Annotated in this window: 22 protein-coding genes; 7 read left to right on the top strand and 15 right to left on the bottom strand. The window is 70.7% G+C overall.

Translation table 11 applies throughout. The annotated features are described in order from the left end of the window. Positions 1-38: 38 nt before the first annotated feature. The 9 genes from ACLJOK_RS15365 to ACLJOK_RS15325 form a co-directional block, all read right to left on the bottom strand. A complete protein-coding gene (locus ACLJOK_RS15365; protein ID WP_410819501.1) occupies positions 39-1,535 on the bottom strand; it encodes a DUF4153 domain-containing protein in 1,497 nt (498 codons plus the stop codon). A 200-nt stretch (positions 1,536-1,735) separates the two neighbouring features. Beyond that, positions 1,736-2,818: an ATP-binding protein gene (locus tag ACLJOK_RS15360; protein WP_410819499.1), complete on the bottom strand. Its 1,083-nt coding sequence runs from the start codon at positions 2,816-2,818 to the stop codon at positions 1,736-1,738. Continuing rightward, the gene (locus tag ACLJOK_RS15355) at positions 2,815-3,495 is read right to left on the bottom strand and encodes a response regulator transcription factor (RefSeq protein WP_238681615.1); all 681 of its coding nucleotides are present in this window, start codon (positions 3,493-3,495) and stop codon (positions 2,815-2,817) included. Before ACLJOK_RS15355 ends, ACLJOK_RS15360 begins: the two co-directional genes overlap by 4 nt. A 145-nt stretch (positions 3,496-3,640) precedes the next feature. Beyond that, positions 3,641-5,716, bottom strand: a complete 2,076-nt coding sequence (locus ACLJOK_RS15350) for a carboxypeptidase regulatory-like domain-containing protein (RefSeq protein WP_410819497.1) — start codon at positions 5,714-5,716, stop codon at positions 3,641-3,643. A gap of 161 nt (positions 5,717-5,877) precedes the next feature. Continuing rightward, on the bottom strand, positions 5,878-6,540 hold the full coding sequence (locus ACLJOK_RS15345; RefSeq protein ID WP_410819495.1) for a DUF5701 family protein: 663 nt from the start codon (positions 6,538-6,540) through the stop codon (positions 5,878-5,880). Positions 6,541-6,606: 66 nt separating this feature from the next. Then, a complete protein-coding gene (locus ACLJOK_RS15340) occupies positions 6,607-7,368 on the bottom strand; it encodes a LytR/AlgR family response regulator transcription factor (protein WP_088950711.1) in 762 nt (253 codons plus the stop codon). A gap of 23 nt (positions 7,369-7,391) precedes the next feature. Next, positions 7,392-8,618 (bottom strand): sensor histidine kinase, encoded by a 1,227-nt coding sequence (locus ACLJOK_RS15335; protein ID WP_238681618.1) that lies wholly within the window; start codon positions 8,616-8,618, stop codon positions 7,392-7,394. Between the two features lie 39 nt (positions 8,619-8,657). Beyond that, the gene (locus tag ACLJOK_RS15330; protein WP_410821504.1) at positions 8,658-10,229 is read right to left on the bottom strand and encodes a sugar transferase; all 1,572 of its coding nucleotides are present in this window, start codon (positions 10,227-10,229) and stop codon (positions 8,658-8,660) included. Positions 10,230-10,493: 264 nt separating this feature from the next. Continuing rightward, positions 10,494-11,354, bottom strand: coding sequence for an Fpg/Nei family DNA glycosylase (locus ACLJOK_RS15325; protein WP_238681619.1), 861 nt, complete (start codon positions 11,352-11,354; stop codon positions 10,494-10,496). An 80-nt stretch (positions 11,355-11,434) separates the two neighbouring features. On the opposite strand from ACLJOK_RS15325, the gene ACLJOK_RS15320 reads away from it, so the two are divergent. Next, on the top strand, positions 11,435-12,706 hold the full coding sequence (locus ACLJOK_RS15320) for a glycosyltransferase (RefSeq protein ID WP_410819492.1): 1,272 nt from the start codon (positions 11,435-11,437) through the stop codon (positions 12,704-12,706). Positions 12,707-12,812: 106 nt separating this feature from the next. Here the strand turns inward: ACLJOK_RS15320 and ACLJOK_RS15315 are convergent, their stop codons facing one another. The 5 genes from ACLJOK_RS15315 to ACLJOK_RS15295 form a co-directional block, all read right to left on the bottom strand. Beyond that, positions 12,813-13,535, bottom strand: a complete 723-nt coding sequence (locus ACLJOK_RS15315; protein WP_238681621.1) for a CDP-alcohol phosphatidyltransferase family protein — start codon at positions 13,533-13,535, stop codon at positions 12,813-12,815. Further along, the gene (locus ACLJOK_RS15310; protein ID WP_179781433.1) at positions 13,510-14,577 is read right to left on the bottom strand and encodes an iron-containing alcohol dehydrogenase family protein; all 1,068 of its coding nucleotides are present in this window, start codon (positions 14,575-14,577) and stop codon (positions 13,510-13,512) included. The genes ACLJOK_RS15315 and ACLJOK_RS15310 overlap by 26 nt, the downstream gene beginning before the upstream one ends. Then, on the bottom strand, positions 14,565-15,296 hold the full coding sequence (locus tag ACLJOK_RS15305) for a sugar phosphate nucleotidyltransferase (RefSeq protein WP_410819490.1): 732 nt from the start codon (positions 15,294-15,296) through the stop codon (positions 14,565-14,567). The genes ACLJOK_RS15310 and ACLJOK_RS15305 overlap by 13 nt, the downstream gene beginning before the upstream one ends. Positions 15,297-15,374: 78 nt before the next feature. Beyond that, the gene (locus tag ACLJOK_RS15300; RefSeq protein WP_410819488.1) at positions 15,375-16,142 is read right to left on the bottom strand and encodes a hypothetical protein; all 768 of its coding nucleotides are present in this window, start codon (positions 16,140-16,142) and stop codon (positions 15,375-15,377) included. Beyond that, positions 16,139-16,591, bottom strand: coding sequence for an NUDIX hydrolase (locus ACLJOK_RS15295; protein ID WP_410821503.1), 453 nt, complete (start codon positions 16,589-16,591; stop codon positions 16,139-16,141). The genes ACLJOK_RS15300 and ACLJOK_RS15295 overlap by 4 nt, the downstream gene beginning before the upstream one ends. Positions 16,592-16,700: 109 nt before the next feature. Between ACLJOK_RS15295 and ACLJOK_RS15290 the strand changes: the two genes are divergently transcribed. From ACLJOK_RS15290 to corA, 5 genes are all read left to right on the top strand, one after another. After that, positions 16,701-17,093: a cyclic nucleotide-binding/CBS domain-containing protein gene (locus ACLJOK_RS15290; RefSeq protein WP_410819487.1), complete on the top strand. Its 393-nt coding sequence runs from the start codon at positions 16,701-16,703 to the stop codon at positions 17,091-17,093. Between the two features lie 106 nt (positions 17,094-17,199). Next, the gene (locus ACLJOK_RS15285; protein WP_410819485.1) at positions 17,200-20,742 is read left to right on the top strand and encodes an NACHT domain-containing protein; all 3,543 of its coding nucleotides are present in this window, start codon (positions 17,200-17,202) and stop codon (positions 20,740-20,742) included. Positions 20,743-20,830: 88 nt separating this feature from the next. Then, entirely contained in the window at positions 20,831-21,289 is a 459-nt protein-coding gene (locus ACLJOK_RS15280) for an ester cyclase (protein WP_355583700.1), read from the top strand. 106 nt (positions 21,290-21,395) lie between these two features. Further along, entirely contained in the window at positions 21,396-22,490 is a 1,095-nt protein-coding gene (locus ACLJOK_RS15275; RefSeq protein WP_410819483.1) for a PLP-dependent aminotransferase family protein, read from the top strand. Positions 22,491-22,814: 324 nt separating this feature from the next. Next, positions 22,815-23,969, top strand: a complete 1,155-nt coding sequence (corA, locus tag ACLJOK_RS15270; protein ID WP_410819482.1) for a magnesium/cobalt transporter CorA — start codon at positions 22,815-22,817, stop codon at positions 23,967-23,969. Positions 23,970-24,070: 101 nt separating this feature from the next. Here corA and ACLJOK_RS15265 read toward each other — a convergent pair whose 3' ends face one another. After that, positions 24,071-24,850, bottom strand: a complete 780-nt coding sequence (locus ACLJOK_RS15265; protein ID WP_410819480.1) for a hypothetical protein — start codon at positions 24,848-24,850, stop codon at positions 24,071-24,073. An 84-nt stretch (positions 24,851-24,934) separates the two neighbouring features. Here ACLJOK_RS15265 and ACLJOK_RS15260 point away from each other — a divergent pair, with 84 nt between their 5' ends. After that, positions 24,935-25,465: a peptidylprolyl isomerase gene (locus tag ACLJOK_RS15260; protein ID WP_410819479.1), complete on the top strand. Its 531-nt coding sequence runs from the start codon at positions 24,935-24,937 to the stop codon at positions 25,463-25,465. Positions 25,466-25,557 lie beyond the last annotated feature (92 nt).

The following is a 25,557-nucleotide window of genomic DNA, read 5'->3' as shown; positions in this document are numbered from 1 at the left end:
AGTCTCGCCCGCCGTGCGCGATTGTCAAGCGTTCACGCTCACCAGCGTCGTAACCCGGGGCAGTCGGTCACGCTGGCGTTCACCGGGATCGTGTCGAGAACCCGCCGGGCGCGTTCCCTGCCGACGTTCGTCGCCCAGAAGCCGTCCCGGGGCAGTTCGGCGGCGATCTCCCCCAGCGCGCAGGAACGCATCGGCTCGGGCAACCGACCCAGGGCCGGTACGGCGTCGGCCGACAGCCCGGACAGGTAGCTGACGTCCAACCGGCCGGTCTCCAGGTACCTGTCGACGTTCCGTTCGGCGATCAGCCGATCCGGGTTGAGGAGGGCCAACCCGAGCAGCGCCAGCACCGCGGTGCCGACCACCAGCCGGGGGAGCCAGTCGGCCCGCAACCGCGTCACGGCAACCCCGACCAGGACGAAGAGCAGCCCCAGCCAGAGTTCGACTGTCGACACGACGAGCCGCAGCCGGGTGGCACCGTACGCGTCGGCGTAGACCTGCATCCGGTAGAGCGCCGAGGCGACGATCACCAGACTGAGCGCGGTGAGCGTGCCGAGCAGTACGCGGACCAGCAGCCGGTCCCCCCGGGTGGCCTTCGGCGCCCGGCGGGCGGCGATCGCGATCACCAGCAGGGTGAGCGCGGTGACGGCGAGCAGTTGCCAGAAGCCGCCGCGGGCGTACTGGGCGTAGGTGAGCCCGGCGGTCCGCAGCACGTGCCCCGCCCCGCCGAACAACACCGTCAGCTGGACCAGCACGAACGCGGCGAACAGGGCGTCGAGCAACACCAGCGGGAGGGTCCACTCCAGCCGGTGGGCCGGCCGTGACGACGCCGGTCGCAGGCCCTCAAGGTCGGGTGGGCGGCTGACCAGGTACGCGCCACCGAGCAGACCACAACCGATCAGGATCAGCCGCAGCAACCAGCCGATCACACCGGCCGGCGCGATGTCGGGCAGCAGACCGCCGACCAGGTTGGCGAAGACCGCGTCGGCGGAGGCGAAGAGCAGCCCGAACAGCGTCAGCAGGACGGCGGACACCGCCAGGCTGGTCACGATGCGTCCGAACCCGATCCCCGACCCCACCGGGCGGCTGTTCCGCACTCCGCGTCCCGCCCACGGGAGCGCCCGTACCGTCGCGGCCGGCGGCAGGGTCACGGCGACCAGCATTCCGAGCGGGCTTCGCCCGCCGGTCACCGCGAGCGTCCCCGTCCCCACCGCTGCGAGCAGGCAGAGCGCGAAGAGCCAACCGGCGGCCCGGAACGTGCCGACGGCGACCAGCGCGACCGTCGCGGCAGCCCAGGCGGCCTGCGCCACCCGCCCCGGTGCCCCCGTGGCACCGGGACGGGCGGGTTCGGCGCCGGTTGCGGTGCCGGGCTCGGTCGGCTCGGTGCGGCCCGCAGCCGGGGAGGATGCCCCGGACCTGACGACGGCGGCGGTGCTGAGGGCGGCCGCGCCGCCCAACGCGGCGACCAGCCAGCCGAGACCCGGACGAACCATCGTGAGCACCGAGGCGCCGACGACTGCCGCCGCCGTCGACGCCACCAGCACCAGCGGACCCGCATCGCTGGATGGTCCCGGCCAGCGCCGCGCGATCATCGATGGCGGCCGGGGCAGGGCCGGTGCGACCGGAGCTGCCTGGGGCCGACCGGCTGCCGGCGGTGCGGCCGGTCCGGGTCTGACGGTTGGGGCGACCTGCGGCGGCCCGGTCGGCCCGGCCGGGAGCGGGGTGCTGCCGGGGCTGGTCATGCGGCCTCTTCTCGGTACGGCCCGTCGCACGGGATGGTGACCTGGATGCGGCAGCCGGGCCGGTCACCCCGGTCTGGTCCGGCGGGATCGAGGACACCGATCCGACCGCCGTGCAGTTCGACGACCCAGCGGGCGATGGCCAGGCCGAGCCCGGTCCCACCACCCGCCGACCGGTCGCCGCGGGTGAACCGCTCGAACACCCGGGAACGCTCGGCCGGCGGAATGCCCTGGCCCTCGTCGCTCACCTCGAAGCGGAGCTGGTCGTCGTGCTCCTCTGCGCTCACCCGCACCGTGCCGCCGGGCGGGCTGTGTCGCGCAGCGTTGTCGAGGAGGTTCGCGAAGACCTGGTGCAGCCGCCACGGGTCCGCGTGGACCGTCAGCGGTGCCGGCAGGTTGCGGAGCTGGAAGCTCACGTCCAGGCCGGCGCCGGACGCGCTGGCCGTGGCGTGCTCCACCGCCTCGTCGAGGAAATCCCCTACGTCGATGCGTACGCGCCGCAGCGGCACCACCCCGGCGTCGAGTCGGGACAGGTCGAGCAGGTCGGCGACGAGGTGCCCGAGCCGTTCGGTCTGGGCCAGCGCCGAACGCAGCGCCGCGGGTTCGGGGTCGGCCACTCCGTCCACCATGTTCTCCAGCACGCCCTGCAACGCGGTGATCGGCGTACGCAGCTCGTGCGACACGTTCGCGATCAGCTCGCGTCGACGCTGGTCGGCGGCGTGCAGATCCTCGGCCATCTTGTTGAACGCCTGGGCCAGCTCGCCGACCTCGTCACGGGAGGTGGCGCGTACCCGACGTGTGTAGTCGCCGCGGGCCATCGCGCCGGCGGCCGCTGTCATGTCCCGCAACGGCGAGGTCATGCCGTGGGCGAGCACCTGCGAGGTCAGCAGGGCGACGGCGATGGCGGTGGCCGAGGTGATCGGCGGCGGCCAGCCGATGCCGTACGAGAAGTAGGCGAGCCCGGCCGCCCCGGAGGCGACCAGCAGCACACCCAGCTTCAGCTTGATCGAGCGCACCGGGTCCAGCGGTCGGGGAAGCAGCTCCAGCACCCGGTCCAGCCGGGTGAGCAGGGTCGCCGTCATGACGGCAGCTCCAGGGCGTAGCCGACCCCGTGCACAGTGCGGATGAGGTCGGCACCCAGCTTGCGGCGCAGAGCCTTGATGTGGCTGTCCACGGTGCGGGTGCCGCTCCCGTCGCCCCATCCCCAGACGTCGGCGAGCAGCCGTTCCCGGGGGAGCACAGTGCGGGGTCGACCCGCGAGGTGGACCAGCAGGTCGAACTCGGTCGGGGTGAGGTGCACGTCCGCTCCGGCCCGGCGGACCCGTCGCTCGGCCTCGTTGATCTCGATGTCGCCGAGGCGGATGGCGGGCGGCGCGGGAGTGGCGGCGGCACGCTCCATCCGGCGCAGCAGAACATGCACCCGGGCGGTGAGTTCCCGCATCGAGAAGGGCTTGGTGAGGTAGTCGTCCGCGCCGACCGCCAGCCCCACGAGCAGGTCGGTCTCGTCGTCCCGGGCGGTGAGCATCAGCACCGGCACCGCCCGGTCAGCCTGGATCCGGCGGCACACCTCCAGGCCGTCGAAGCCCGGCAGCATCACGTCGAGGACGACGAGATCCGGCTGTACGGCGTGGAACTGCGCGACCGCGCTGGGCCCGTCCGCCGCGATCTCCACCGTGAAACCCTCGGCCCGTAGTCGGGCGGCGATGGACTCGGCGATGGTCCGTTCGTCCTCGACCACCAGTACCCGGCGTTCTTTCATGGGTCCTGACTGTAGGGAGCGGCCGTGGAGATCAGTGGTTTGCGTTGTGAATAACCTGTGGAGAACCGCTCAGGGCTGTGGATAACTCGGATGCGGAGCGGGGCCGGAGGCAAAATGCCGCCGGCCCCGCTGCTGCACCGAACCGTCAGTTGACCGGTACGACCAGGTCCACCGACATGCTGCCGCTGGCCGGAACGGTGAAGAGCGCCAGCTTTCGGCTGCCGTCCGGCTGGGTCACCAGGTAGCGACCGCTGACCTGCTGGCCCTCGCCCAGGGATGCCTCGTAGGTGAAGAAGACCCGCTGCGGCCCCTTAAGCCGGGTCTCGAAGCGACCCTCGCTGATCCAGCCGCTGCCCGCGATGTCGCCCGTGTCGGCGCTGCGGGCGACGACGAAACCGCCGGTGAACGGAGTGCCGTCGGGCGTACGGAACGTGCCGGTCAGCTCGACGCCCTGGTCGAGTTGGGCGTTGTGGGTGGCGGTCGCGCCGGCGGTCACCGTCACTGGCGTGGCGGTGAACCGGCTGTGCTTGTCGCCGGACCACTCGTTGGCGTACGGGTGCCCGGTGAACACCAACGGCCAGGCGTACGGGCCGAGTCGTCCGATGGTGTAGACGCCGTGCTCGTCGGTGCTGGCGTCCTGGACCCCGAGGCCGGGGTGCCCGGTCAGCACCGAGATGTCGATGCTCGTCAGCGGCTTGCCGGCAACGTCGGTGACGGTGCCGGTGACCTTGCCGGCCCGGTCCATCCTGACCTGCGGGCCGGTCGCGACCTGCCCGACGCTGGCGACCACCGTGACCGCCTGTCGCTCGTCTCCGGTGCCGCCCTCGGCACCGACCCACTGACGACCGTAGGCATTGTTCTGCGGCGTCGCGAAGAGCTTGTAGCTGCCGGCGGTGAGCGGGCCCACCTGGATCCGGCCGTTGCTGTCGCTGCACTCGCCGTTACCGTCACGGAGGGTGGCCTGCTTGGGCAGGAACGCGTCCAGGCAGACGTCCGACAGCGGTGCGCCGGTCTGCCGGTCGACGATGGTGGTGCTGATGACTGCGCCGGGCCGCAGCTTCACCGTAAGTGTGGTGGTCTTGTCGGCCTTGACCCGTACGCCGTCGAGTTGGCGGGAGAAGTAGTGGCCGTCCGGCGCGTACAGGAAGATGTCGTGCTGGCCCTGCGGCAGATCGCTCACGGTGACGGTGCCGGTGCCGTTGCTGCACACCGACTGAGCGCAGAAGGTGGCCACGGGTGCGCCGGTGATCGAGTCGACCGCCTTGACGGTGATCGAGCCGGTGCCGAGCAGGCTGTCCGCGATGGTCGTCTGCTGCCCGCCGCGAACCTGGACCACGTCGGCCGCCTCCGGGGTGAGCTTGCCCCGGTAGTACTGCTGCCGGTCGCCGGTGGAGACACCCACCTTGTACGAGCCCTGGAGAACCTGGACGCTGAACTCACCGTTCGGGTCGGTCTGCGTCCATGCCCCGCCATAGGAGTTGGCGGTGGTGATGTCGACCTGGGCGTCGGCGAGGGGTGCACCGCTCGCGGTGGTGAACCGGCCGGTGAGGCTGCCCACCGGCAGCACCGTCTCGTTGACCTCGGTGGCCGCGTCAACCTTGACCTCGAAGACGCTGGCGCCTTCCTCGTCGAGCTTTCCGGGGACGTACTGGGTCTGGTAGGACCCCTCGATCGGGTTGAAGCTCACCCGGTAGCGGCCAGGCAGCGCGTTGATGGTGAACCGGCCGTCCTCGTCGGTGAGTGCGCCGGCCCAGCCATACGTGTCGACCTCGTTGGCGCTGATACTCACGCTCGGCACAGGCCGACCGTGCGCGTCGACGAGCCGACCGTTGATGGTGCCGGTGCCGAAGAGTTGCTCGTCCACGGTGGTGGTGGCACCCGCCGTGACCGTGACCGATTCAGCGTCCGACATTTGCGACTTCTGGTGGTAGTACTGCTCGGGCCGCAACCAGGGGAAGTAGCCCACCCGGTACGAGCCGGCCCGCAGCCCATCGACTGTGTAGTTGCCGTCGGCGTCGGTGTTGGTGTAACCGATGCTTTCGTAGCCGCCGGCAGGGTAGATCTGTACCACGACCTCGGCGGCGGGTGTGCCTGCGCTGGTGGTCAGTCGTCCGCTGACCGCGCCCGTCGCCGCGGCCTGGGCCGGGGTGGCGCCGGGCAGCACGAGCGCCGCCACGACGGCACCGGCCAGCAGGGCACGGCGGGCTGGGGATAACTGCATCGATGTCCCAATGTGAGGGTGGTGGGGCGGCCTGAGCAGGCTCTGCCCGCACCAACCCTGCGCCCCGTACGGAGTCGGCACACGGAGAATAGGTCGCCGACGATGGCCGCGGAATTGCCCGACCGGGCAGGTGTCCCCAGTGGATCAATGCACTCTGGCGGTCACTCCAGGCCGATGCGCTCCGGCCGGGCCGAGGCGGAGCCGAGCCACGTGTGCGGGTTGCCGTACCAGCACCAGCCCAGCTTGGGTGCGCCCTGGCTGATCCAGAGCGCAGGCACCCGCTTGTCGCCGCAGCGGGAGCCGACCAGCGAGAAGCACCGGTTGCTCGCCAACGCGGCCGGGTGCAGCGTGATGAAGGCGAGCCCCTCGTCGATGCTCAGCGGCAACCTGCCCTGCGCGGTGATCCCCTCCATGGCCGTTGCCGGGGCCAGGTTGCGGAACTCCTCGCCCCGGTCGACGTCGAAGAGCAGGTACGCCGGCCCGGCCGGCACCTCCAGCTCCTTGATCGGGTCGAAGCGGGGCAGGTCGTCCTCGGCGTAGTTCCGGTCGACGACGCCGGGCCTGCGCTTGCCGGCCACTGTGGTGAGCTCCACCCTTTCCGGCACCCCGATCAGCTCCCGGGTGATGACCAGCAGGAACGGCACCCGGGCGTCGGTGGGGGCGGGCAGCCCGGCGGTGCCCTCGACCGCCCTGGCCCGCAGTGGCGCGACCAGGTCGCGGAAGGCGTTCTCGGTCAGCCCGGCGAGGGCGGGGTAGCCGAGCTGCACCAGTCGGTCGAGTTGGCGGTCGAACTCAGATTCGGCGTCGAACGGGGTCGCGGTCACGGCAAGCCTCCCGGAAGTCGTACGGACTAGCGTACAACGTACGGTAGGGCTGGTTCCATTCCCGGGTCAGCGACTCCAATCCTGTTTCGCGGCCCTGACCAGCTTGTCCTTCAGCTCCCGGGTGTGCCGCCGGCTCACCGGCAGCTCGGTCGAGTCGATCACCACCACGTAGCCGGAGTTGACCAGCCGCAACTCCGCGATCAACTTCAACTGCACCAGGTACGACCGGTGCACCCTGACGAAACCGGCATCGGCCCAGCGCTCCGCCAGCGTGGCCAGCGAGACCCGCACCAGGTGCGACCCCTCCGCGGTGTGCAACCGGGCGTAGTCGCCCTGCGCCTCCACCCACCGCACCGCCGATCGGGGCAGCATCCGGGTGGTGCCGGCCAACTCGATGGGGATTGTCGGGTCCTCCTCAGCGCGGGCCAGCGCCGCCGGGTGCGACGGCACCACCCGCGAACCGATCACCCGGCGCAGCGACTCGGCCAGCCGATCGGCGCGCACCGGTTTCCGCACGTAGTCGGTGGCGCCCAGATCGAACGCGTCCACCGCGCCGTCGTCGTACGCGGTGACGAACACGATCGCCGGTGGCCGGGCGAAGCGGCGCAACACCCGGGCCAGCTCCATGCCGTCCAGGCCGGGCATCCGGATGTCCAGGAAGACCACGTCCACGTCGCCGTCGCGCAACAGCCGCAGCGCCTCGGTGGCATCCCCGGCCGTGTGCAACCGGGCCACCCGGGGGTCGGCCCGCAGGTGGTACGCCAGCTCGTCGAGCGCTGGCGGCTCGTCGTCCACCGCGAGAACGCGCAGGAAACCGGATGCGTTCAACGCACCCGACCCGGTTCGCTCGCTCACGACCCTGCCCGCACGCCGGGGTGGAATTTCGGCACCCGCATGCTCACCTTCGTGCCCGAGCCAAGCCCGGTCTCCACGACCAGGCCGAACCGGTCCCCGAAGACCGAGCGCAACCGCTCGTCGACGTTGGAGAGGCCGACGTGCTGGCCCGTGTCGTCGCCCGGGTCACCGGTGCCGCGGGCCAGCTCGGCGATGCCGGCGGTCAGCGTGGTCGGATCCATTCCCACTCCGTCGTCCTCCACCGTGATGTGGCATTCGGCTCCCGCGTCCCGGGCCTCGATGCTCACCATGCCCGTGCCCGGCTTGCGGGACAACCCGTGGCGAACCGCGTTCTCCACCAACGGCTGGAGGCAGAGGAACGGCAGCGTCACCGGCAGCACCTCCGGGGCGATCTGCAACCGCACCTGCAACCGGTCGCCGAACCGGGCCCGTTCGATGGTCAGGTAGCGATCGATCGACCGCAGCTCCTCGGCCAGCGTGGTGAACTCCCCGTGCGCCCGGAACGAGTACCTGGTGAACTCGGCGAACTCCAGGATCAGCTCCCGGGCCCGCTCCGGGTCGGTGCGGACGAACGAGCCGATCGCGGTCAGCGCGTTGTAGATGAAGTGCGGGCTGATCTGCGCCCGCAACGCCCGGATCTCGGCGCGGGCCAGCCGCTCCCGCGACGAGTCCAGCTCGGCCAGGGCGAGCTGGTTGCCGGCCCAGTGCGCCGTCTCCAGGGTGGCCTGCACCAACCCCGGAGGCGGCGGGCTGTCGGCGACCGCCACCAGCGCGCCCACCACCCGGCCGTCCGCCCCCAGCAGCGGTGCGACCACAGCCCCGCGGACCGGGCAGTCGACCCGGTCGCAGTGCAGCTCCTGCTCACCCAGCACTGTCGAGCGGCCGGTGTCCACCGTCCGCTGGGCCGCCGCGAGCAGTTGATCTCCGTGGTGCGTGCCGCGCCCGTCGAGGGCCAGCAGCCGGTCGGCGTCGGTGAGCGCCAGCCCGACCGCGCCCACCAGCGCCCGCAGATGGCGTACGGCCTTCGCGGCGCCCGCCTCGCTCAACCCCGCTCGCAGCGGCTCGGCGGCCAGGCCGGCGGTGTGCAGCACCTCGTAGGTGGCCCGCTGGGTGGCGGTGGCGATGCCACGGCGGGCCCGCAGCCGCAGCACCGCCAGCAGGGCTGCGGTCAGCGCGGTGACGAGTGAGACGACGCCGACCACGGCGGAGAGGTTGGCAGCCACGCAGCGATCCTCGCCCCTGCGAGCCGGCGCGCCAACCCTCTAGTACGCGCCCTTGCGGGCGAGCACCACCCCGACGGTGCGCCACAGGATGCTCAGGTCGTACGCGAGCGACCAGTTGTCGACGTAGTAGAGGTCCAGTCGGACCGACTCGTCCCAGGACAGGTCGGAGCGGCCGGAGACCTGCCACAGCCCGGTCATGCCGGGGCGGACCAGCAGTCGGCGCCGCACGTCACCCAGGAAGTCACCGTCGTCGGCCGGTAGCGGGCGGGGCCCGACCAGCGACATCTCGCCCCACAGCACGTTGATCAGCTGCGGCAGCTCGTCCAGCGACGTGGCCCGCAGGAAGCGACCGACCGGGAAGACCCGAGGGTCCTCCTTCATCTTGAACAGCATGCCGTCGGTCTCGTTCCGATCGACCAGGCTGGCCAGCCGGTCCTCGGCGTTGACGTACATGGTCCGGAACTTCCACACCCGGAACGTGCGCCCCTCGTGCCCCACCCGGGGCTGGCGGAAGAAGACCGGCCCGGGGTCGGAGATCCGGATCGCCACGGCGATGGCCAGGAAGAGCGGGATCAGCAGCAGCAGGCCGAGGCCGGCGGCGACCCGGTCCATCAGGTTCTTGGCCAGCAGCGCCGGCCCGGAGAGGGTCGGCTCCTCGACGTGCAGCAGCGGCAGACCCTCGATCGGCCGGATGTGCACCCGAGGGCCGGCGATGTCGGTGAGCTGCGGGGCGACCACCAGGTCGACGCCGGAGCCCTCCAGCTGCCAGGCCAGCCGCCGCAACTCGCCCGGCTCCGCGCTGGCCGACCCGCAGACGGCGATGGTGTCCCCACCGACCTCACGCACCAGGGCCAGGACGTCGCGTCCGGCGTACACCGGAACCGGGGTGGGCATGCCTCGGGCCGCCGCGTACCCGTCGGTGATGTGGATGGCGACGGGCATCAGCCCGGCGGCCGGGCTGCGGGTGACCGCCGCGTAGACCTCCAGGCACTCGGGCAGGGTGCCGACCAGCACCATCCGGTGGGCGGCCTGACCGGCCCGCCGCCGGATGTAGTGCAGCGCCCACCGGGCCACGAAACGGCCCCACAGGATCAGCAGCAGCGCCCCGAGCAGGGCCGTGCCGACCGTCCATCGGGACAACTCGGTCTTGGTGGCGAAGGCGAGGAACGAGACACTCGCGGCGACCGTCACCCCGGCCCGGATCACCCGCTTGAACTCGTCCGGGCCGAGCCCCAGGTAGCGGCGGTCGTACGCCCGGTTGCTCCAGAGGATGATCACCCAGCCGAGCGGGAGCAGCAGGTAGGAGACGGTGTGGAACCAGGTCGGGTCCTGCTTGAGGTCGGAGAACCCGGAGGCAGCCTGGTCGAACAGTTGGATCGCGATCCAACTGGCGAATGCCGCCGCGCCGAAGTCGAGCAGCAGCAGGATCGCGGTGTAGGGGCGGTGCCAACGGGAGACGCGGCGTCGCGCCCTGGTCCATGCCGACCGAGGGACGCCGTTGTGTGACGGCGGCGTCGGCGGCTGGATCTCGAAGCTGTCGACGTGCCGCACGAGTCTGCTCCGGCCTTCGTTGGTTACCGGGCGCTGGAGGCTTGCCGTCACCTCACCCATGTCCTCCCGCATGACACGGGCCGCTCACTCGGCGTGAAGGCCCGGGTCGCCCACCGTCCCAGTCTCCCACGCGGGCTCCGACCGATCGTCGCCCCGAAGGAGATTGGCGACCGACGGTGCTGGCGGGATCTGGCCGGCTCCGCACCATTTCAGAAGCCGGGGACCGGGCCACTATACCGATGGATGCGCGCGTGGCGAGAAGGGCGGACCGGAGCTTCCACTCAGGGAGGGCGATTCCGCTCCGTAGCCCTGAAGTGCAATTACTCACCGTACGAGGCGAGACAACCGACGGTCAGCGAGCGGCTTGCCGCCGGTCTGGCAGGTGGGGCAGTACTGGAGACTGGAGTCGGCGAACGACACCTCGCGCACTGTGTCCCCGCAGACCGGGCAGGGCAGCCCGGTGCGCGCGTGCACCTTCAGCCCGGAGCGCTTCTCGCCCTTGAGCTCCGCGGCCCGCTGACCGAGGGAGCGCTCGACCGCGTCGCCGAGGACCTGTCGGGTGGCGGCGTGCAGGGTGGCGATCTGGGCGTCGGTGAGCCGATCGGTGATCGCGAACGGGGACAGCTTCGCGGCGTGCAGGATCTCGTCGGAGTACGCGTTGCCCACCCCGGACAGCACCGACTGGTCGGTCAGCACCCCCTTGACCTGCCCCCGCCTGCTCCGCAGCCGCTCGGCGAAGAGGGGTAGATCCGCGGCGAGCGCGTCCGGGCCCAGTTTGGCCACCCCGGGGACCGCCGCGAGGTCGGTGACCAGATACGCCGCCAGCTTCTTCTGCGTGCCGGCCTCGGTGAGGTCGAAGCCGGAACCGTCATCCAGGCGTACCCGCACCGCGATCGGGCCCTTGCCCGGACGTAGTGGGGTGGTGGCGGGGAACGCCTCCCGGTAGTGCAGCCAGCCTGCTCGCGCCAAATGCACCACCAGGTGCACTCCGCCCTCGAAGAGGACGTCGAGGAACTTGCCGTGCCGACTGGCGTCGACCACCGCCCGGCCGGCGACCTCGGTCGGCGCCGGCTCGTACGTTTTCAGGGCGCTGATCGCGGCGATCTCCAGCCGATCGACGCGCCGCCCCACCGCGCGCTGACGCAGGTAACCCGCGAGCGCCTCAACCTCCGGTAGTTCGGGCACGACACAACGGTAGCCTTCTTTGCCGTGAGCGTGAGGAATGAGCTCGCGAGTCCCGCAATCGCGAACGAGAGGCGAGCTCCGTGAGAATCGTGGTGGCACACAACCGGTACCGGGAAGCCCAGCCGTCCGGTGAGAACACGATCGTCGACTCGGAGATCGCTCAGCTCACCGCCGCTGGCGTCGAGGTGCTGCCCTTCATCCGCAGTTCGGACGAGATCCCGTCGATGTCGACGGCGGCGAAGGCGCTGCTGCCGATCTCGCCGATCTGGGCGCCGCGCGCCCAGCACGACCTGAGCCGGCTGCTCACCGAACACCGACCGGACGTTCTGCACCTGCACAACCCGTACCCCCTGATCTCGCCCTGGGTGGTGCGGACCGCGCACCGGCACGGCGTGCCGGTGGTGCAGACGGTGCACAACTACCGGCAGGTCTGCTCGTCGGGGATCTACTTCCGCGACGGCGTGATCTGTCAGGACTGCAAGGGTCGGGCGTTGGGTGTGCCGGCGATCAAGCACCGCTGCTACCGCGACTCGGCGCTGCAGAGCGCGCTGATGGCGACCACCCTGGCCGTGCACCGGGGCACCTGGCGCTCGGTGGATCGGTACATCGCGCTCACCTCGGCGATCGCCGACCACCTCCGCGACTACGGCATTCCGGACGAGCACATCGTGGTGAAGCCGAACTCCGTACCCGATCCGGGTCGGCCGGCGCCGCTGGGCGACGGGTTCCTCTACATGGCCCGACTCTCCCCGGAGAAGGGCGTCGACCTGCTGCTGGACGCCTGGCGCCGGCACCCGGTGGGTGCGCTGGGCACGCTGCGGATAGCCGGCGACGGTGAGCTGCGCCCACTCGTGGAAGCGGCCGCCGCCGAGCGACCCGACGTGGTCTACCTCGGTCAGCTCGACCGGGCCGGCGTGCAGGCCGCCGTCGAGGCGAGCGCTGTGGTGATCGCCGCCGCGATGTGGCACGACGTGCTGCCCACCGTGATCATTGAGGCGTTGGCGAACGGCCGGCCGGTGCTCGGTACGGCGTTGGGCGGCATTCCGTACCTGGTCGGGGCCGATGCCCCGCACGAGCCTGCCGGCACCGGGCCCGCCGAGGTCGCCTCCGCGGTCGCCGGGGGCGGCGGCGGGTCAGCCATGCCGGCGGGGATCGGTCTGGGCGAGGCCGGTTGGGTGGTCGCTCCGGAGCCGGCCGCGCTCGCGGCCGCGCTGCCGGTCGCCCGCACCGGAGCGTCCGGGCTGGCCCTGGGTGCCCGCGCCCGCTACGAGCGCACCTTCCACCCCGACGTGGTCACCAAGCAACTCATCGACATCTACGCGGACCTGTCCCGAACCCCCAACCCTGTCTGACCCCACCCCCACCCCGCCGATCTTGCAGTTTCGGTCGTCGATAGGGGTGGGATGCCCCATGTGTCGCGACAGCAAGTGCAAGATCGCGGAGTGAGGGGCTGGTGGGTCAGCGCAGGGAGGCGCGGGCCGAGAAGGCGATGCTCGCCAGCAGGAAGCCGCCGTTGACGATCGTGAAGGCGACCATCACCCAGAGGACCAGCGCGGGGGCCACGGCGAGCACCAGGGCGGCCACGAAGACCACCGCGCCGTAGTCGCGGACCAGCTTCACCAGGCGCACCGGCAGCGAGGTCGAGGTGACCATGCTGGCCGCGTTCGGGCCGGCCTGCATCACCGACGTCACCAGGTTGACCATCCAGGTGCCCGCGAAGGTCGCCACGAGCCACGTCGGCGTGGCCGGCTCCTGCGCCACGGCGGTGGCGGCCAGGGCTGCCACCAGGGCGATCTGCGCGGCCACGTCGCAGAGCACGTCGACGCGCGCGCCGGCCGCGCTGCCCTGGCCGGTCACCCGGGCCAGCTGCCCGTCCGCGCAGTCCAGGGAGTACGCCACCTGCCAGCCGACCAGGGCGAGCAGGCCGACCACCCAGGCCGGTACGTCCCCGGCGGCGACCGGGCCGGCGAGCGCCACCACGGTGACCGAGGTGGCCAGCCCGAGCACCAGGTTGGTGATGGTCAACGCTGTCGGTCGCAGCCCGAGCCGCTGGGCGACGAGCGCGAAGACGGCCCCCAGCCACTGGCTGATCGACTCGCTGAACAGGCCGCCGCCCCGGTTCACCCGGTGGAAGTCGGCGACGGTGGGACGGGGGTCAGCCAAGCTGGTCGCGGATTGCACCGGCGTAGTCTGCCAGCCGCTCCCGGGTCTCGGTAGGCGACAGTGCCAGGTGTTCGAGGATGGTGTACCGGTCCGGCCGGGTACGCGGCGCGAACTGCACCGCCTCGATGAACTGGTCGTCGGTGAGCGCCACCTCGGCGGGGAGCCGCGGCAGACCGTGTCGGGCCAGGCAGGCAGACATCTCCCCGAAGCGGCGAAGGTCTCCGCGCAGCCAGGTGCAGAACAGCGCACCCAGCCCGGCCAGCTCGCCGTGTGAGGCGGTGCCGGGAAAGAGCGAGTCGACAGCGTGCATGATCTCGTGGCAGCCGCCGCTGCACGGACGGCTGGTGCCGTCGACAGCCATCGCCAGGCCGCTGGAGATCAACGCCTCGGCGAGGACGATCACGAAGGCGTCGTCGCTCATGTCGCCAGGGTGGTTGAGCACCGCCTCGGCGCCCGCTCGCGAGAGCGACGCGGCCAGCCCGTCGACCGGCTCACCGCGTACCTGCCGGGACAGCTCCCAGTCGGCCAGCGCACTGATGTTGCTGATCACGTCGCCGATGCCGGCCCGGTTGTGCCGGTCCGGGCCGCTCTCCACGAAGTCCAGGTCGACGATCACCCCGATCGGGATGTGGACGCCGTAGGAGCCCTTGATCCCGTCGGTGATCAGGCTGGCGACCGGGGAGGCGATCCCGTCGTTGGCGAGACTGGTCGCCACCGACACCATCGGCAGCCCTCGGCGGGTCGCCGCGTACTTGGCCACGTCGATGGTCTTGCCGCCGCCGATGCCGACCACCGCGTCGTACGACCGGGCACGGAGTTTGCCGCCCAGGTCGTCGGCGGCGTCCAGGGTCCCGCCGGAGACGGTGAAGACGTCTGCCGAGCGCAGCGACGGTCGGATCAACTCCGCGATCTGGGCGCCCTGACCCGGGCCGACCACCACCGCGACGTCACCCCCGGAGGAGATCCGCCCGTCGGCCAGGATCGCCCCCAGGTCGGCGACCGCCCCGCGTCGCACGTCGATGTGCAGCGGGGTGAGGACGCTCCGAGCTAGTAGAGGCACGCGATCTCCCGCGCGCGGGCCAGGTCGGCGTGGTTGTCGACCTCGACCCAGGGAACGTCACCGATCGGCGCCGCCCGCACCTCCCCGCCCCGGTCGGAGAACTCCTGGTAGCCGTCCTCGTAGTACAGGTTCGGGTCCCGCCGCCAGGTCGCCTCCAGCGCGTCGGCGAGGGCGTCGGCGACCTGCGGCTCGATCAGCGTCGCACCGATGTACTCCCCGTACGCCTCGCCCGGGTCCATCAGCTTGGTGATCCGGGTGAGCTGACCGGCGGCGTCGAAGGTGGTCTTCATCTCCTCCTCGGCCAGCGGCTTGAGGGTGTCCACGGCCAGCAGGATGCCCGGGCCACGCTCGGCGAGCAGGGTCTCCTCCACGCTCACCGGGTGCACGGTGTCCCCGTTGACCAGCAGCACCCCGCGCGCGAAGTACTCCCGGGCGAGCCAGAGCGAGTACGCGTTGTTCCACTCCTCGGCCTTGTCGTTGTGCACAAGGGTGAGCGTGACCCCGTACCGCTTCTCCAGGTCGGCCTGCCGCTCGCGGACCGCGTCCGCCGCGTAGCCGACGACGATCACGATGTCGGTGAGCCCGACCTCGGCGAGGTTGCCCAGCGCAATGTCCAGGATCGTCGTCTCGCCGTCCACCGGCACCAACGCCTTGGGCAGGGTGTCGGTGTACGGGCGCAGCCGTCGTCCCGCTCCGGCCGCGAGCACCATTCCGATCATCGCGACATCCTCCCTCGTCCTGCTCCCGTCACCGCTGGAGGATAGCGCCGGCCGGGTGCGCCGCTCCGGCCAACCGGGTCAGCCGGGCAAGGCTGCCAGGTCGGCCAGCATGGTCAGGCGCTCCTCCGCGCTGAGCACGGCGTACGGGCCGGCGGCCCGCCGGTCGGTCTCCAACTCGATGGCGAGCCGTTCGGGACCGGCAGGCAGGGCGGCGATGCTCGACGCGGTGTGTCCTGCGGCAGTCCAGGCGGCGGCGTGCGCGTCGGACCGGTGGTTTCGCAGCGTGCTGAGCCGGTTGAGCAGCAGCACGCCCGACGGGGTGCCGTCCGGCTCGTACGGGGGCGCCAGCGCGGCGAAGGCCGAGGCGACCCGGTCCCCCTCCTCGTCGGCCAGCACCAGGGCGTACGACAGCAGTCGGCCGAGCATGGCCACCAGCCGGGCCACCCGGTCGTCGTGGCCGGCCCACAGCTCCTCGGTGACCTCGGCGTGCACCTGGTACAGCTCGGCGAGGAAGGCGGCGCCCCGCTCGGTGGCGGACAGGGCGCCGTCCGGGCCGCGGTAGATCATTCCGTGTGCCACCTGCTTGTCCACCGTCCGCCGGCAGACGACCGGGTCCTGGTAGCGGGTGATCGCCGCGAACCCGAGCCCGTCGACGGTGCCACCGGGTGCGGCCAGCCGGGTGCGAAGGTCGACCAGGAAGCCGGTCGCCGTGACGCCGCCGTAGCGCTGGGACAATTCGGCGCCACCACCGTCCCGGCCGGCCAGGATGCCGGCACGGAAGGTCCGGTCCACGGCCGGGGCGAGCAGCCCGGCGATCCGGTGGGGCGCCAACTCGACGGTGTTCACAGACCGATCGACCGCAGGACGGCGAAGCCCTCCTCCGCGATCCGCCGGATCAGCCCGTCGTTGACGTCGCGGTGCTCGTCGAGCACTGTCACCTCGTGCTCGGCCAGCCAGCGGTACTCGGTGTGCTTGCCGGCCTCCAGCGTCGGGCGGTCGAGGTCACCGTCGACGCGGACCAGGAAGTCGTACTCGGTCCGGGCCACGCCGTCGTCGCCGACGTAGCTGTATTCGCCCACCTGGCCCAGGACGTGGGAGAGGACCCAGCCGGTCTCCTCGGTGATCTCCCGGCGCAGTGCCTCGTCGATGTCCTCGCCCGGTTCCACGTGACCGCCGACGATGTCCCAACAGTTGGGAAACAGGCGTCGATGTGGTGAGCGGCGCTGAAAGAAGATGCGGCCGTCATGGTCGACGATCAGCGCGCCGGCGCAGCGCAGGGGCTCGGTGGACACCATCCGACAGTAGCCAGCGTCCGCAGCTTGTGCGATGCCGCTCTTGTCCAGGAAACATCCACCGACCACCATGTCGGTACCGAATGCCACCGTCCCAAAGGGGTGATGTGTGATGCAGGTACGGGATGCGATGTCCAGCCAGGTCCTCGTCGTCGGTCCGGAGCACACGCTCCGACAGGCGGCCCGGATGATGTCGGCCCGCGGTGTCGGGTCGGCGGTCGTGATCGACCCGGATTCCGAGGGCGTGGGGATCATGACCGAACGCGACGTGTTGAAGGCCATCGGCGCCGGCCTGGACTGCGACGTGGAACGCACCGGCGCCCACCTGACCTGGGACGTGGTCTACGCGGGGCCGGAGTGGACGGTGGCCGAGGCCGCCGCCGCGATGGCCCGGGGCGGGTTCCGGCACCTGGTGGTGCTGGACGGCCAGGAGGTGGCCGGCGTGATCTCCGTGCGGGACATCATGCGGGTCTGGTCGGAGAGCCAGGCCGCCACTGCGGTCTGAGCCAGGGTGAATCGGGCAGCGGCGGCGTCAGCGCATCGGCCGACTCAGATGGGGCTGGTTCGGCGGAAATACAATTGGTGGTCCGTCGAAGCTGGGGAGTCGGTCGATGACGTCACCTGTTCAGCGCGAGGGTGTGGCCAAGAAAATCATTGCCGGGTGCTTCAAGATCCTGTTTCCGAGTGCCGAGGCGAGGATTCAGGGCATCGAGGACGTTGTCGGTGCGATCGGAAAATTGGATGCCGACAGCCTCGAGGGCAAGGCGCTACCCAGGCGGCTCGCCGACGCGGCTGACCGCATCGCCGACCGACTCGGACGCATCGAGTCGATCGAATACGCTGGCCTGGACGACGCCGAACGTCGCCTCGCCGTGCAGGGCGTGGAGGAGTCGCTGGCCAAGTTCAGCCCGAGTAAGAGTCGGATCGTCCAGGAGGCCATCACCACCGAGCAGCTCCGTGCGGCCCTGGCACCAGCCGCTGAGCGTCGCTGGCGGACCGATCGTCTGGGTGAGAAGGCGGTCTCCTACGGCAGGCTGTACCTCACGGAGTCGGCCGCGTACGTCTCGGCGCTGGCCCGCGACCTGCCTGGCTTCGACAGCGACGTCGCCTGGGAGACGTACGTGGCAACGCGGCGAATCGACGCGATGCTGGAGCGCGGGATCACAAGCGTGGTGCTGCCGAAGTTCCGACCAGGGCTGGCCGAGGAGATGAGCCGGTTCGAGGCCGGCTACCGCTCGGATGTGGCGAGCACCTACAGGTACGCCGATCTGTTCGGCCTGAACCTGCCGATCGAGTTGCGCCGCCATCCGGTCGACGTGGCGTACATCCGGCTCCGGGCCTCGGTGTTCCCCGGTACCGGGGGGCAGGCGACCGCAGAGGTGAGCCCGGCCGTCGACGCCGCCCTCGGTCGCATCGCCGCGGGCCGGGAGCGGGGACGGGGGGCGCGGGTGCTGCTCACCGGATCGGCTGGGTCGGGCAAGACCACGATCAGCCAGTGGTTGGCCATCAGCACGGCGCAGCGCCGGCTCCCGGAGTCCATGGCGAGCTGGTCCGAATGCGTACCGTTCGTCGCCCAGCTGCGCTACGCGTTCGTTCCCGGTCGCGAGCCGAACTACGAGGACCTGATCCGAGCAGCCGCCTGGCGCGGCTCAGACGTACCGGGGTCGTGGGTCCGTGACTGTCTCGACCGTGGCGAGGCGGTCGTGCTCTTCGACGGTTTCGACGAGCTGTCCCACCACGACAAGTTGCGGGCGTATGTCTGGCTCGACAAGCTGCTCAGGGCCCACCCGAGGGCGAACTTCATCGTCACGTCCCGGCCCGACAGCCTCGACTACGGGTGGTTCGCCCGCCGGTACTTCGACGGCCTGCAGTTGATGCCGATGTCTGAAGGCGAGGCACGGGACTGCATCAACCGCTGGTTCAACGTGCTGATCAGCGGCACCGCTGTGGCGAGCAAGGTCAACGAATACCGGGAGCAGCACCGGCAGCTCATCTTCGACTTCCAGAACCGCCCGACGGTGCGCGACCTGAGCGAGACTCCCCTGCTGTGCGCCATGCTCTGCGCCTTCTACGCGCACAAGCTCTCGGATTCCGCTCCGGAGAGCCGCGCCGATCTCTACCAGCGCGTGGTGGAGGCTTTGATCCACTTCCGTGACGACGCGCGAAAGGTCGACCGGAGCGACGAGGGCGGGCTCACCTATCGGCAGAAGCTCATTCTGTTGGAGGCGGTCGCCATGCACATGACCGCGACCTCCACCACGACGATCCGAGTGGAGCCGTTGAGCCGTCTGCGCGATGAGGAGCTCGTGCAGCGCGGCGACCCGGTCGACCTGGACCTGCGGGCCAAGACCGCCCTGGAGATCGTCGCCGAGCAGCTCAACGGCATGGTGTCGGTGCGGGTCCGGGCCGAGGATGCTCTCACCCACCTGCTGTCCCGCAGCATCGTGCTTCAGCGGGTCGCCGACGATCAGGCCCAGTTCGCGCACCGCTCGATCCAGGAGTTTCTGACCGGGTGGGCGTACGCCGACGGGCCGATCGAGGACCTTGTGGCGCACGTGCTGGAGCCGGAGTGGCGGAGGGTGATTGTCTTCGCCGCAAGCGCACCGGTGCAGGAACGTGCGGTCTCCGCTCTGGTCGGGGCGATCCTGGACGTGGCCGAGATGTCCATGGAGAACCGCAGGGACCTGCTCCTGCTGGCGGCCGAGTGCCTCACCGCCGCCGGTCGGGTGAGTCAGTCCGTCGCGCGGCGGGCCTCCTCGATGATCGAGGAGGTGCTGCCACCTCGGTCGCTCGAGGAGGCCCGCTCCCTGACGGGCCTCGGCGAGGAGTTGCTCAGCTGGCTGGACGGTCACCACCAGCGGTCACCGGAGGTGGTCAGCGCCTGTATCGCGGCTGCGGCCCGGGTCGGCGGTCCAGCGGCGATGAAGATCCTCGCGCGTTATGCGGTGTCTCCGATCGCCACGTCCGTCGTACCAGCTCTTCTTTCTGCCTGGGATCGCTTCGACGCCGAGCTGTACGCCCAGCAGGTGCTGGCACCACTTGAACTCGGCGGCCACGAGGTGGCTGTCCGGACACGGCCACAACTCGAGGCGCTGAAGCACGTGACGTCGGCTCGCGCGGTGCGGATCGCCATCGACGGAGAGTTGGCCGACCTTTCCTGCCTGACCAAGCTCGACAAGCTGCAGGAACTCGACTGCTCGCAGCTGACCGGGCTGCGCAGCACGGCAGGGCTGGCCGCACTGCCCACGCTGCGGCGACTCAACCTCACCGGCTGCCACCACGTGAGCGATCTCGCGGAGCTGGCGCAACTGCCGAACCTGGCCGAGGTCCATCTGGTCGATTGCGTCGCGGTCCCGCCTGAGCAGGTGGAGGCGTTGGCGGGGCGGAGTTCACTGCGGGTGCTGGTGCTGGACGGGTGCCGGCAGATCTATGAGTTTGCCTGGATCTCCCGGCTCGAAGGACTTCGAACCCTCTCGTTGGATTCCTGTCAAGTCACTGACCTGGACTTCTGCTCGTCCCTCAGCAATCTGCGCACCCTGCGGGTCCGTTCGAGTGATGGGGTGAACGGCATCAGCGGGATCGCTGGCTGTGTCAGCCTGCGCCGCCTCAACGTGGTCTTCGCTCCCACACGTCGCGCGCCGCTCCCTGCGCTGTCGGTGACCCTGCGCGAGATTGAACTGGGTGGCCCGGTCTACGTCTCCGACCTGATGTCGCTTGCCCAGGCCGGCGGCCTCCAGGTGCTGCGTACAGGCGGGATCCGGGACCTGACCCACCTCGATCAGCTACCCCGCATGCCGTCGCTGACCCATCTCGTGCTGCCGAACTGCGAGCTGCTGGCGCAGCCGACCGCTCCACTGAAGGATCTCGGCGCGCTGGAGGTGCTCGACCTGAGTAACTCCGGGATCCACACGTTGGACTTTCTCCGGAACCAGTCGCGGCTTCGTAGGTTGTACCTCAACCGGTGTCATCGCCTCAGCGACATCAGCGCTCTCGGTGATCTGCCGATGCTGGAGTACGTCAGCATGTCCGGCGGAGTGGCCGGGGTGTCCCTCGACATGATCGAGGATCTCCGGGGCCGGGCGGGGCAGCGGTTGATCATCGAGCACGACCCGCTCGACGACCCGTTCGCCGTCGCCGACTATCTCGGTGCCTAGTCTCTTGCCGGTAGGGGTGTGCCGATGGGATCGATGGGTACTTCTCTCTGCGGGCACGGAGATGCCGTGGCCCGTGGGGGAGGTCCCGATGCGCGACGCGGAGCGGCTGGTCGAGCAGCAGTACGCCATGCTCCTGCGCCGGGACGTGGCCCGGCTGCCGGATCTCTACGCCCCGGAGGCGTTCTACGCCATGCCGGGCGTGACGGTCCGTCCGATCGAGTTGCCCGCGCTTCTGCGCACCTGGACCGGCGCCTTCGGAGATCTGCGGGTCGACCCGATGGGTGCCGTCCGCACCGGCGGTGGCGCCGCGGTCGAGCTGCGCCTGACCGGCACCCACACCGGCACCCTGCATTCGCCGTACGGCACCGTCGCGCCAACCGGCCGCCTGGTGAGCTGGGAGGTGGCCGACGTGGTCCGGGCCCGTAAGGGTCGGATCACCGCCTGGCGCTCCTACTTCGACTGGAGTCAGCTCCTCGACGCGCTCGGCGTGCGACTGGAGGGACTTTCCCGGGCCGCGCAGCACGACGCGCTCGCCCTTCCGGTCTGATCTGCCGCCGACCGGTGGAGTGGGGTCACCCGACCCGGTGGCTCAGGATGCGGACATCGCCGTGCCGACCGCGCGTTCCCCACCGCCGCCCGTACGCTCAACATCCATGACCGCCGAGCAGTTGATCTCCTTTGCCCGTGGGGCTCCCTCGCTGGACATCGTCGATGTCGAGGGGCTCAAGGCCGCCGCCGTCCGCGCCTTCGACGCCGACCCCGCGGGGGTGACGGCGTACGGCACCTCCGTCGGGTACCTCCCGCTGCGACAGTGGATCGCCGAGAAGCACGGGGTCGGGGCCGATCAGGTGCTGGTCACCAACGGGTCGCTCCAGGCCGACGCGTTCCTCTTCGACCACCTGGTCCGCCCCGGCGACGCTGTGGTGGTGGAGCGCCCGACGTACGACCGGACGCTGCTCAACCTCCAGCGGATGGGCAGTGAGCTGCACGGCATCGCCGTCCAGCCGGATGGCCTGGACACTGCCGAGCTGCGCAAGTTGCTGGAGTCCGGGGTCCGCCCCCGGCTCGCGCACGTCATCCCGAACTACCAGAACCCTGCCGGCATGACGCTGTCCCTGGAGAAGCGCCGGGAGTTGCTCGACCTGGCCGCCGAGTACGAGTTCACGATCTTCGAGGACGACCCGTACGCGGACATCCGCTTCCGTGGTGATGCGCTGCCGTCGATGCTCTCGCTGGACACCCGCAACGTGGTGGTGCACGCGTCGAGCTTCACCAAGACGGTCTGCCCGGGTGTGCGGGTCGGTTACCTGGTCGGCCCGGCCGACCTGATCGCCTCCATCGCGAAGAACGCGACAAGCCTCTACATCTCCCCCGGGATGGTGTCCCAGGCGATAGTGCACCAGTTCTGCGTCTCCGGTGACATCGACCGCTCGATCGAGACGGTCCGGGCGGCGCTGGGCGAGCGGGCCCAGGTGCTCGCCGAGTCGTTGCGCCGGCACCTGCCGCAGGCGCAGTTCGTGGAGCCCGACGGTGGCTACTTCCTCTGGGTGGAGTTCCCGGAGGACGTGCTGGTCGACCGGCTCGCCCCGGCGGCGTCCGAGCGCGGGGTCGCCGTGGTCAAGGGCAGCGACTTCGTGCTGGACGGCGGGCAGCACGCGCTCCGACTGGCCTTCTCGGCGGTGACCGCCGACAAGATCGACGAGGGTGTCCGGCGGCTCGCGGCGGCCGTCGAGGCCGTCCGCAGCTGAATTAACTGTCGGGTTCCTGACAGAACGACGATGCCGGCCGTCCCGGGGCTCCCCTCCGGGCGGCCGGCTGGCTCACAATGCTGCGAGCGTCACCCCGCCAGCTGCGGACTTCACCGCCCGGCCTCCGGGCCGGCCCCGCCCGGGTTGACGCGGCAGCACAACCTCCCGCCCCCACAGGTGCCGGGTGGGCCGTGTCGTCCCCCGCACACCCCCCGATGCGGCCCGGCCCGCCCGGCGCCGCCCCCCACGCGACCGCCGTCACACCGGTCCTCGACCGCGATCGGCGTAGCCTGCAAGCCGCAGCTGAGCGCGGGAGGTGACGCAATGACGGATCGGACAGAGCGGGACCGGACGGCACCGTCGACCACCGGTCGGGTGCTGCGACCTCGGGCGTGGCCCTCCCCGGTCCGGGCGATGACCCGGATCCTCAACGCCGACGGCTCGCCGCCCGTCCCCGCTCCGACGGGCACGGGCACCGGCCGCAGCGCGGTGGTCGACTGCGCCCTCTACGTCGACGGCAAGCGGCAGCCCGGCGACTGGACCTACGCGGAGGCGTTGGCCGCGGCCCGCCGCGAGGAGCACGGCTTCGTCTGGATCGGTCTGCACCAGCCGGAGCTGGCCGAGATGACCGCCATCGCGGAGACTTACGGCCTGCACGAGCTGGCGGTCGAGGACGCGGTCAAGGCCGAGCAGCGCCCGAAGCTGGAGCGGTTCGGCGACGTCGTCTTCCTGGTGCTGCGCACCGCCCGTTACTGCGAGCACACCGAGCTGACCGAGAACTCCGAGGTCGTGGAGACCGGGCAGGTGATGCTCTTCATCGGCCCGAACTTCGTGATCAGCGTCCGGCACGGGGACGCCTGCCGGCTTGCCCCGATCCGCGCCGACCTGGAGACCAAGCAGGAGTTGCTGCTGCACGGCCCGTGGGCAGTGGCGTACGGGGTGACCGACCGGGTGGTCGACCTCTATCTGGAGGTGGCCGAGCAGATCGAGGACGACCTGGACGTGCTGGAGGCGGAGGTCTTCGACCGGCAGGGCCACGGGCGGATCCAGCGGATCTATCAGATGAAGCGGGAGCTGGTCGAGTTCAAGCGGGCGGTGGTGCCGCTGCAACGGCCACTGATGACGCTGACCTCCCAGGTCAACCGGGACGTGCCCAAGGAGATCCGCAAGTACTTCCGGGACGTGCAGGACCACCTGAGCCGCACCGTGGAGCAGGTGAACTCCTACGACGACCTGCTGAACTCGATCCTCCAGGCGCGGCTGGCCCAGGTCACCGTCGACCAGAACAACGACATGCGCAAGATCGCCGCGTGGGCGGCCATCGCCGCGGTCTGGACCTCCATCGCCGGCGTCGAGGGCATGAACTTCGACAACATGCCCGAGCTGAAGATGACGTACGGCTATCCGGTGGCGCTGGCCCTCATGCTCGGCGTCTCACTGGCTCTCTACCGCTGGTTCCGCCGCAACGGCTGGCTCTGACCGCGAGGCGGAAGCGCAGCCGGTCGAAGAGCACCACGTGACGCGGAAGCGCCGACGAGTGGTGGACCCACTCGCCGGCGCCCGATGCGCTGCTGCTGACCTCAGCGGCGGCCGTTGGTGCGGGCCGTGTCCTTGCCCAGCGCCTTGGTGAGGTCGTCGGTCGGCCGACCGGAGACGTCGGTGGCGCCCTCGGCGACCGACGGGACCTTGTCGGTCGGGCGGACACCGGTCTGCTTGGCCGGGGCGGTGGTGCTGGCGCTGGAGCCGCCGGCCACCGCGGAGCTGCCCGCGCCGGTCATCCCCGCCGCGCCGGACATGGCGGACCCGTCGGACCCGCGGGCGGCGGACGGCGTGCGCACCTCGATCGAGTCGACCTCGTCGCGCATCGGCTCGAGGGTGCTGCGGGTGGGGTCGTACTCGGCCCACTCCTGCTGCTCCCGGCGGCGACGCAGCGCGACCGCGCCGGCCAGGCCGGCGATGGCACCCGCCGCCAACAGGCCGGTCATCATCGAGCCGCGACGGCGCGGCTGCTTCTTCTTACCGGTGATCCGCATGGTCTTCGACTTGGCCTTCCTGGTCAGCGGCCCTGCCTGTGCGGCGCCGTCACGAGCAGCCGCCGCCAGCGGTGCCAGCGTGGTGAGAGTCGTCCCCCAGCCGGTCGACGCGCGGTCGCGTACCTTCACGGCGGTCGGTGCGACGTAACCCCGGGCCACCTGGACCCGCGGGCCGACGGTCGCGCCGGCGCCCTTCGCGGCGTGGTTGGCTGCCAGCATCAGGTGGCTGATGCTCTGGTTCAGCTCGGCCAAGGCCTGCTGCCCCTGGGACTTACGCCGCCCGAATCCAAACACGGTCCTACCTCCTGGGAGTTGTTCCTTCGTCATCCTCCACCTTCGGATGCCTCCGCGATGCCAGATCGGGCACATGGGAGGATCCGCATGGAACTGACCAACGAGTGAGGAGTACCCGTGGCCGAGGCTGTCTACGCCACCCTGCACACCAACGCTGGCCCAATCCGGCTGGAGCTCTTCCCCAACCACGCGCCGAAGACCGTCCGCAACTTCGTCGACCTGGCCGAGGGCAACCGTGAGTACACCGACCCGCGCACCGGTCAGCCGGGCAGTGGTCCGTACTACGACGGCACCATCTCGCACCGGGTGATCAGCGGTTTCATGGTCCAGATGGGCGACCCGACCGGCACGGGCCGGGGCGGACCGGGCTACAAGTTCGCCGACGAGTTCCACCCGGAGCTGCGGTTCGACCGTCCGTACCTGCTGGCGATGGCGAACGCCGGGCCGGGCACCAACGGTTCGCAGTTCTTCATCACCGTGTCCCCGACCCCGCACCTCAACAACCGGCACACCATCTTCGGCCAGGTCGCCGACGAGGCGTCGGTGAAGATCGTGGATTCGATCGCGAGCACCCCGACCGGTCCGAGCGACCGTCCGCTCCAGGACGTCGTCATCGAGCGGGTCGAGATCGAGCGGTCCGCTTCCTGAGCGACTGGCGAGGTACCTTTGCTCGCATGATTGAGCGCTCCGGAGCACGGCCGGTGCCGGTGGACCGTGTGGTGTTGGACGGAGGGTCGGCC

The organism is Micromonospora sp. 050-3 (genome assembly GCF_046549335.1).
GTDB classification, from domain to species: Bacteria; Actinomycetota; Actinomycetes; order Mycobacteriales; family Micromonosporaceae; genus Micromonospora; species Micromonospora trifolii.
This window is presented reverse-complemented; position numbering and strand designations above follow the sequence as displayed.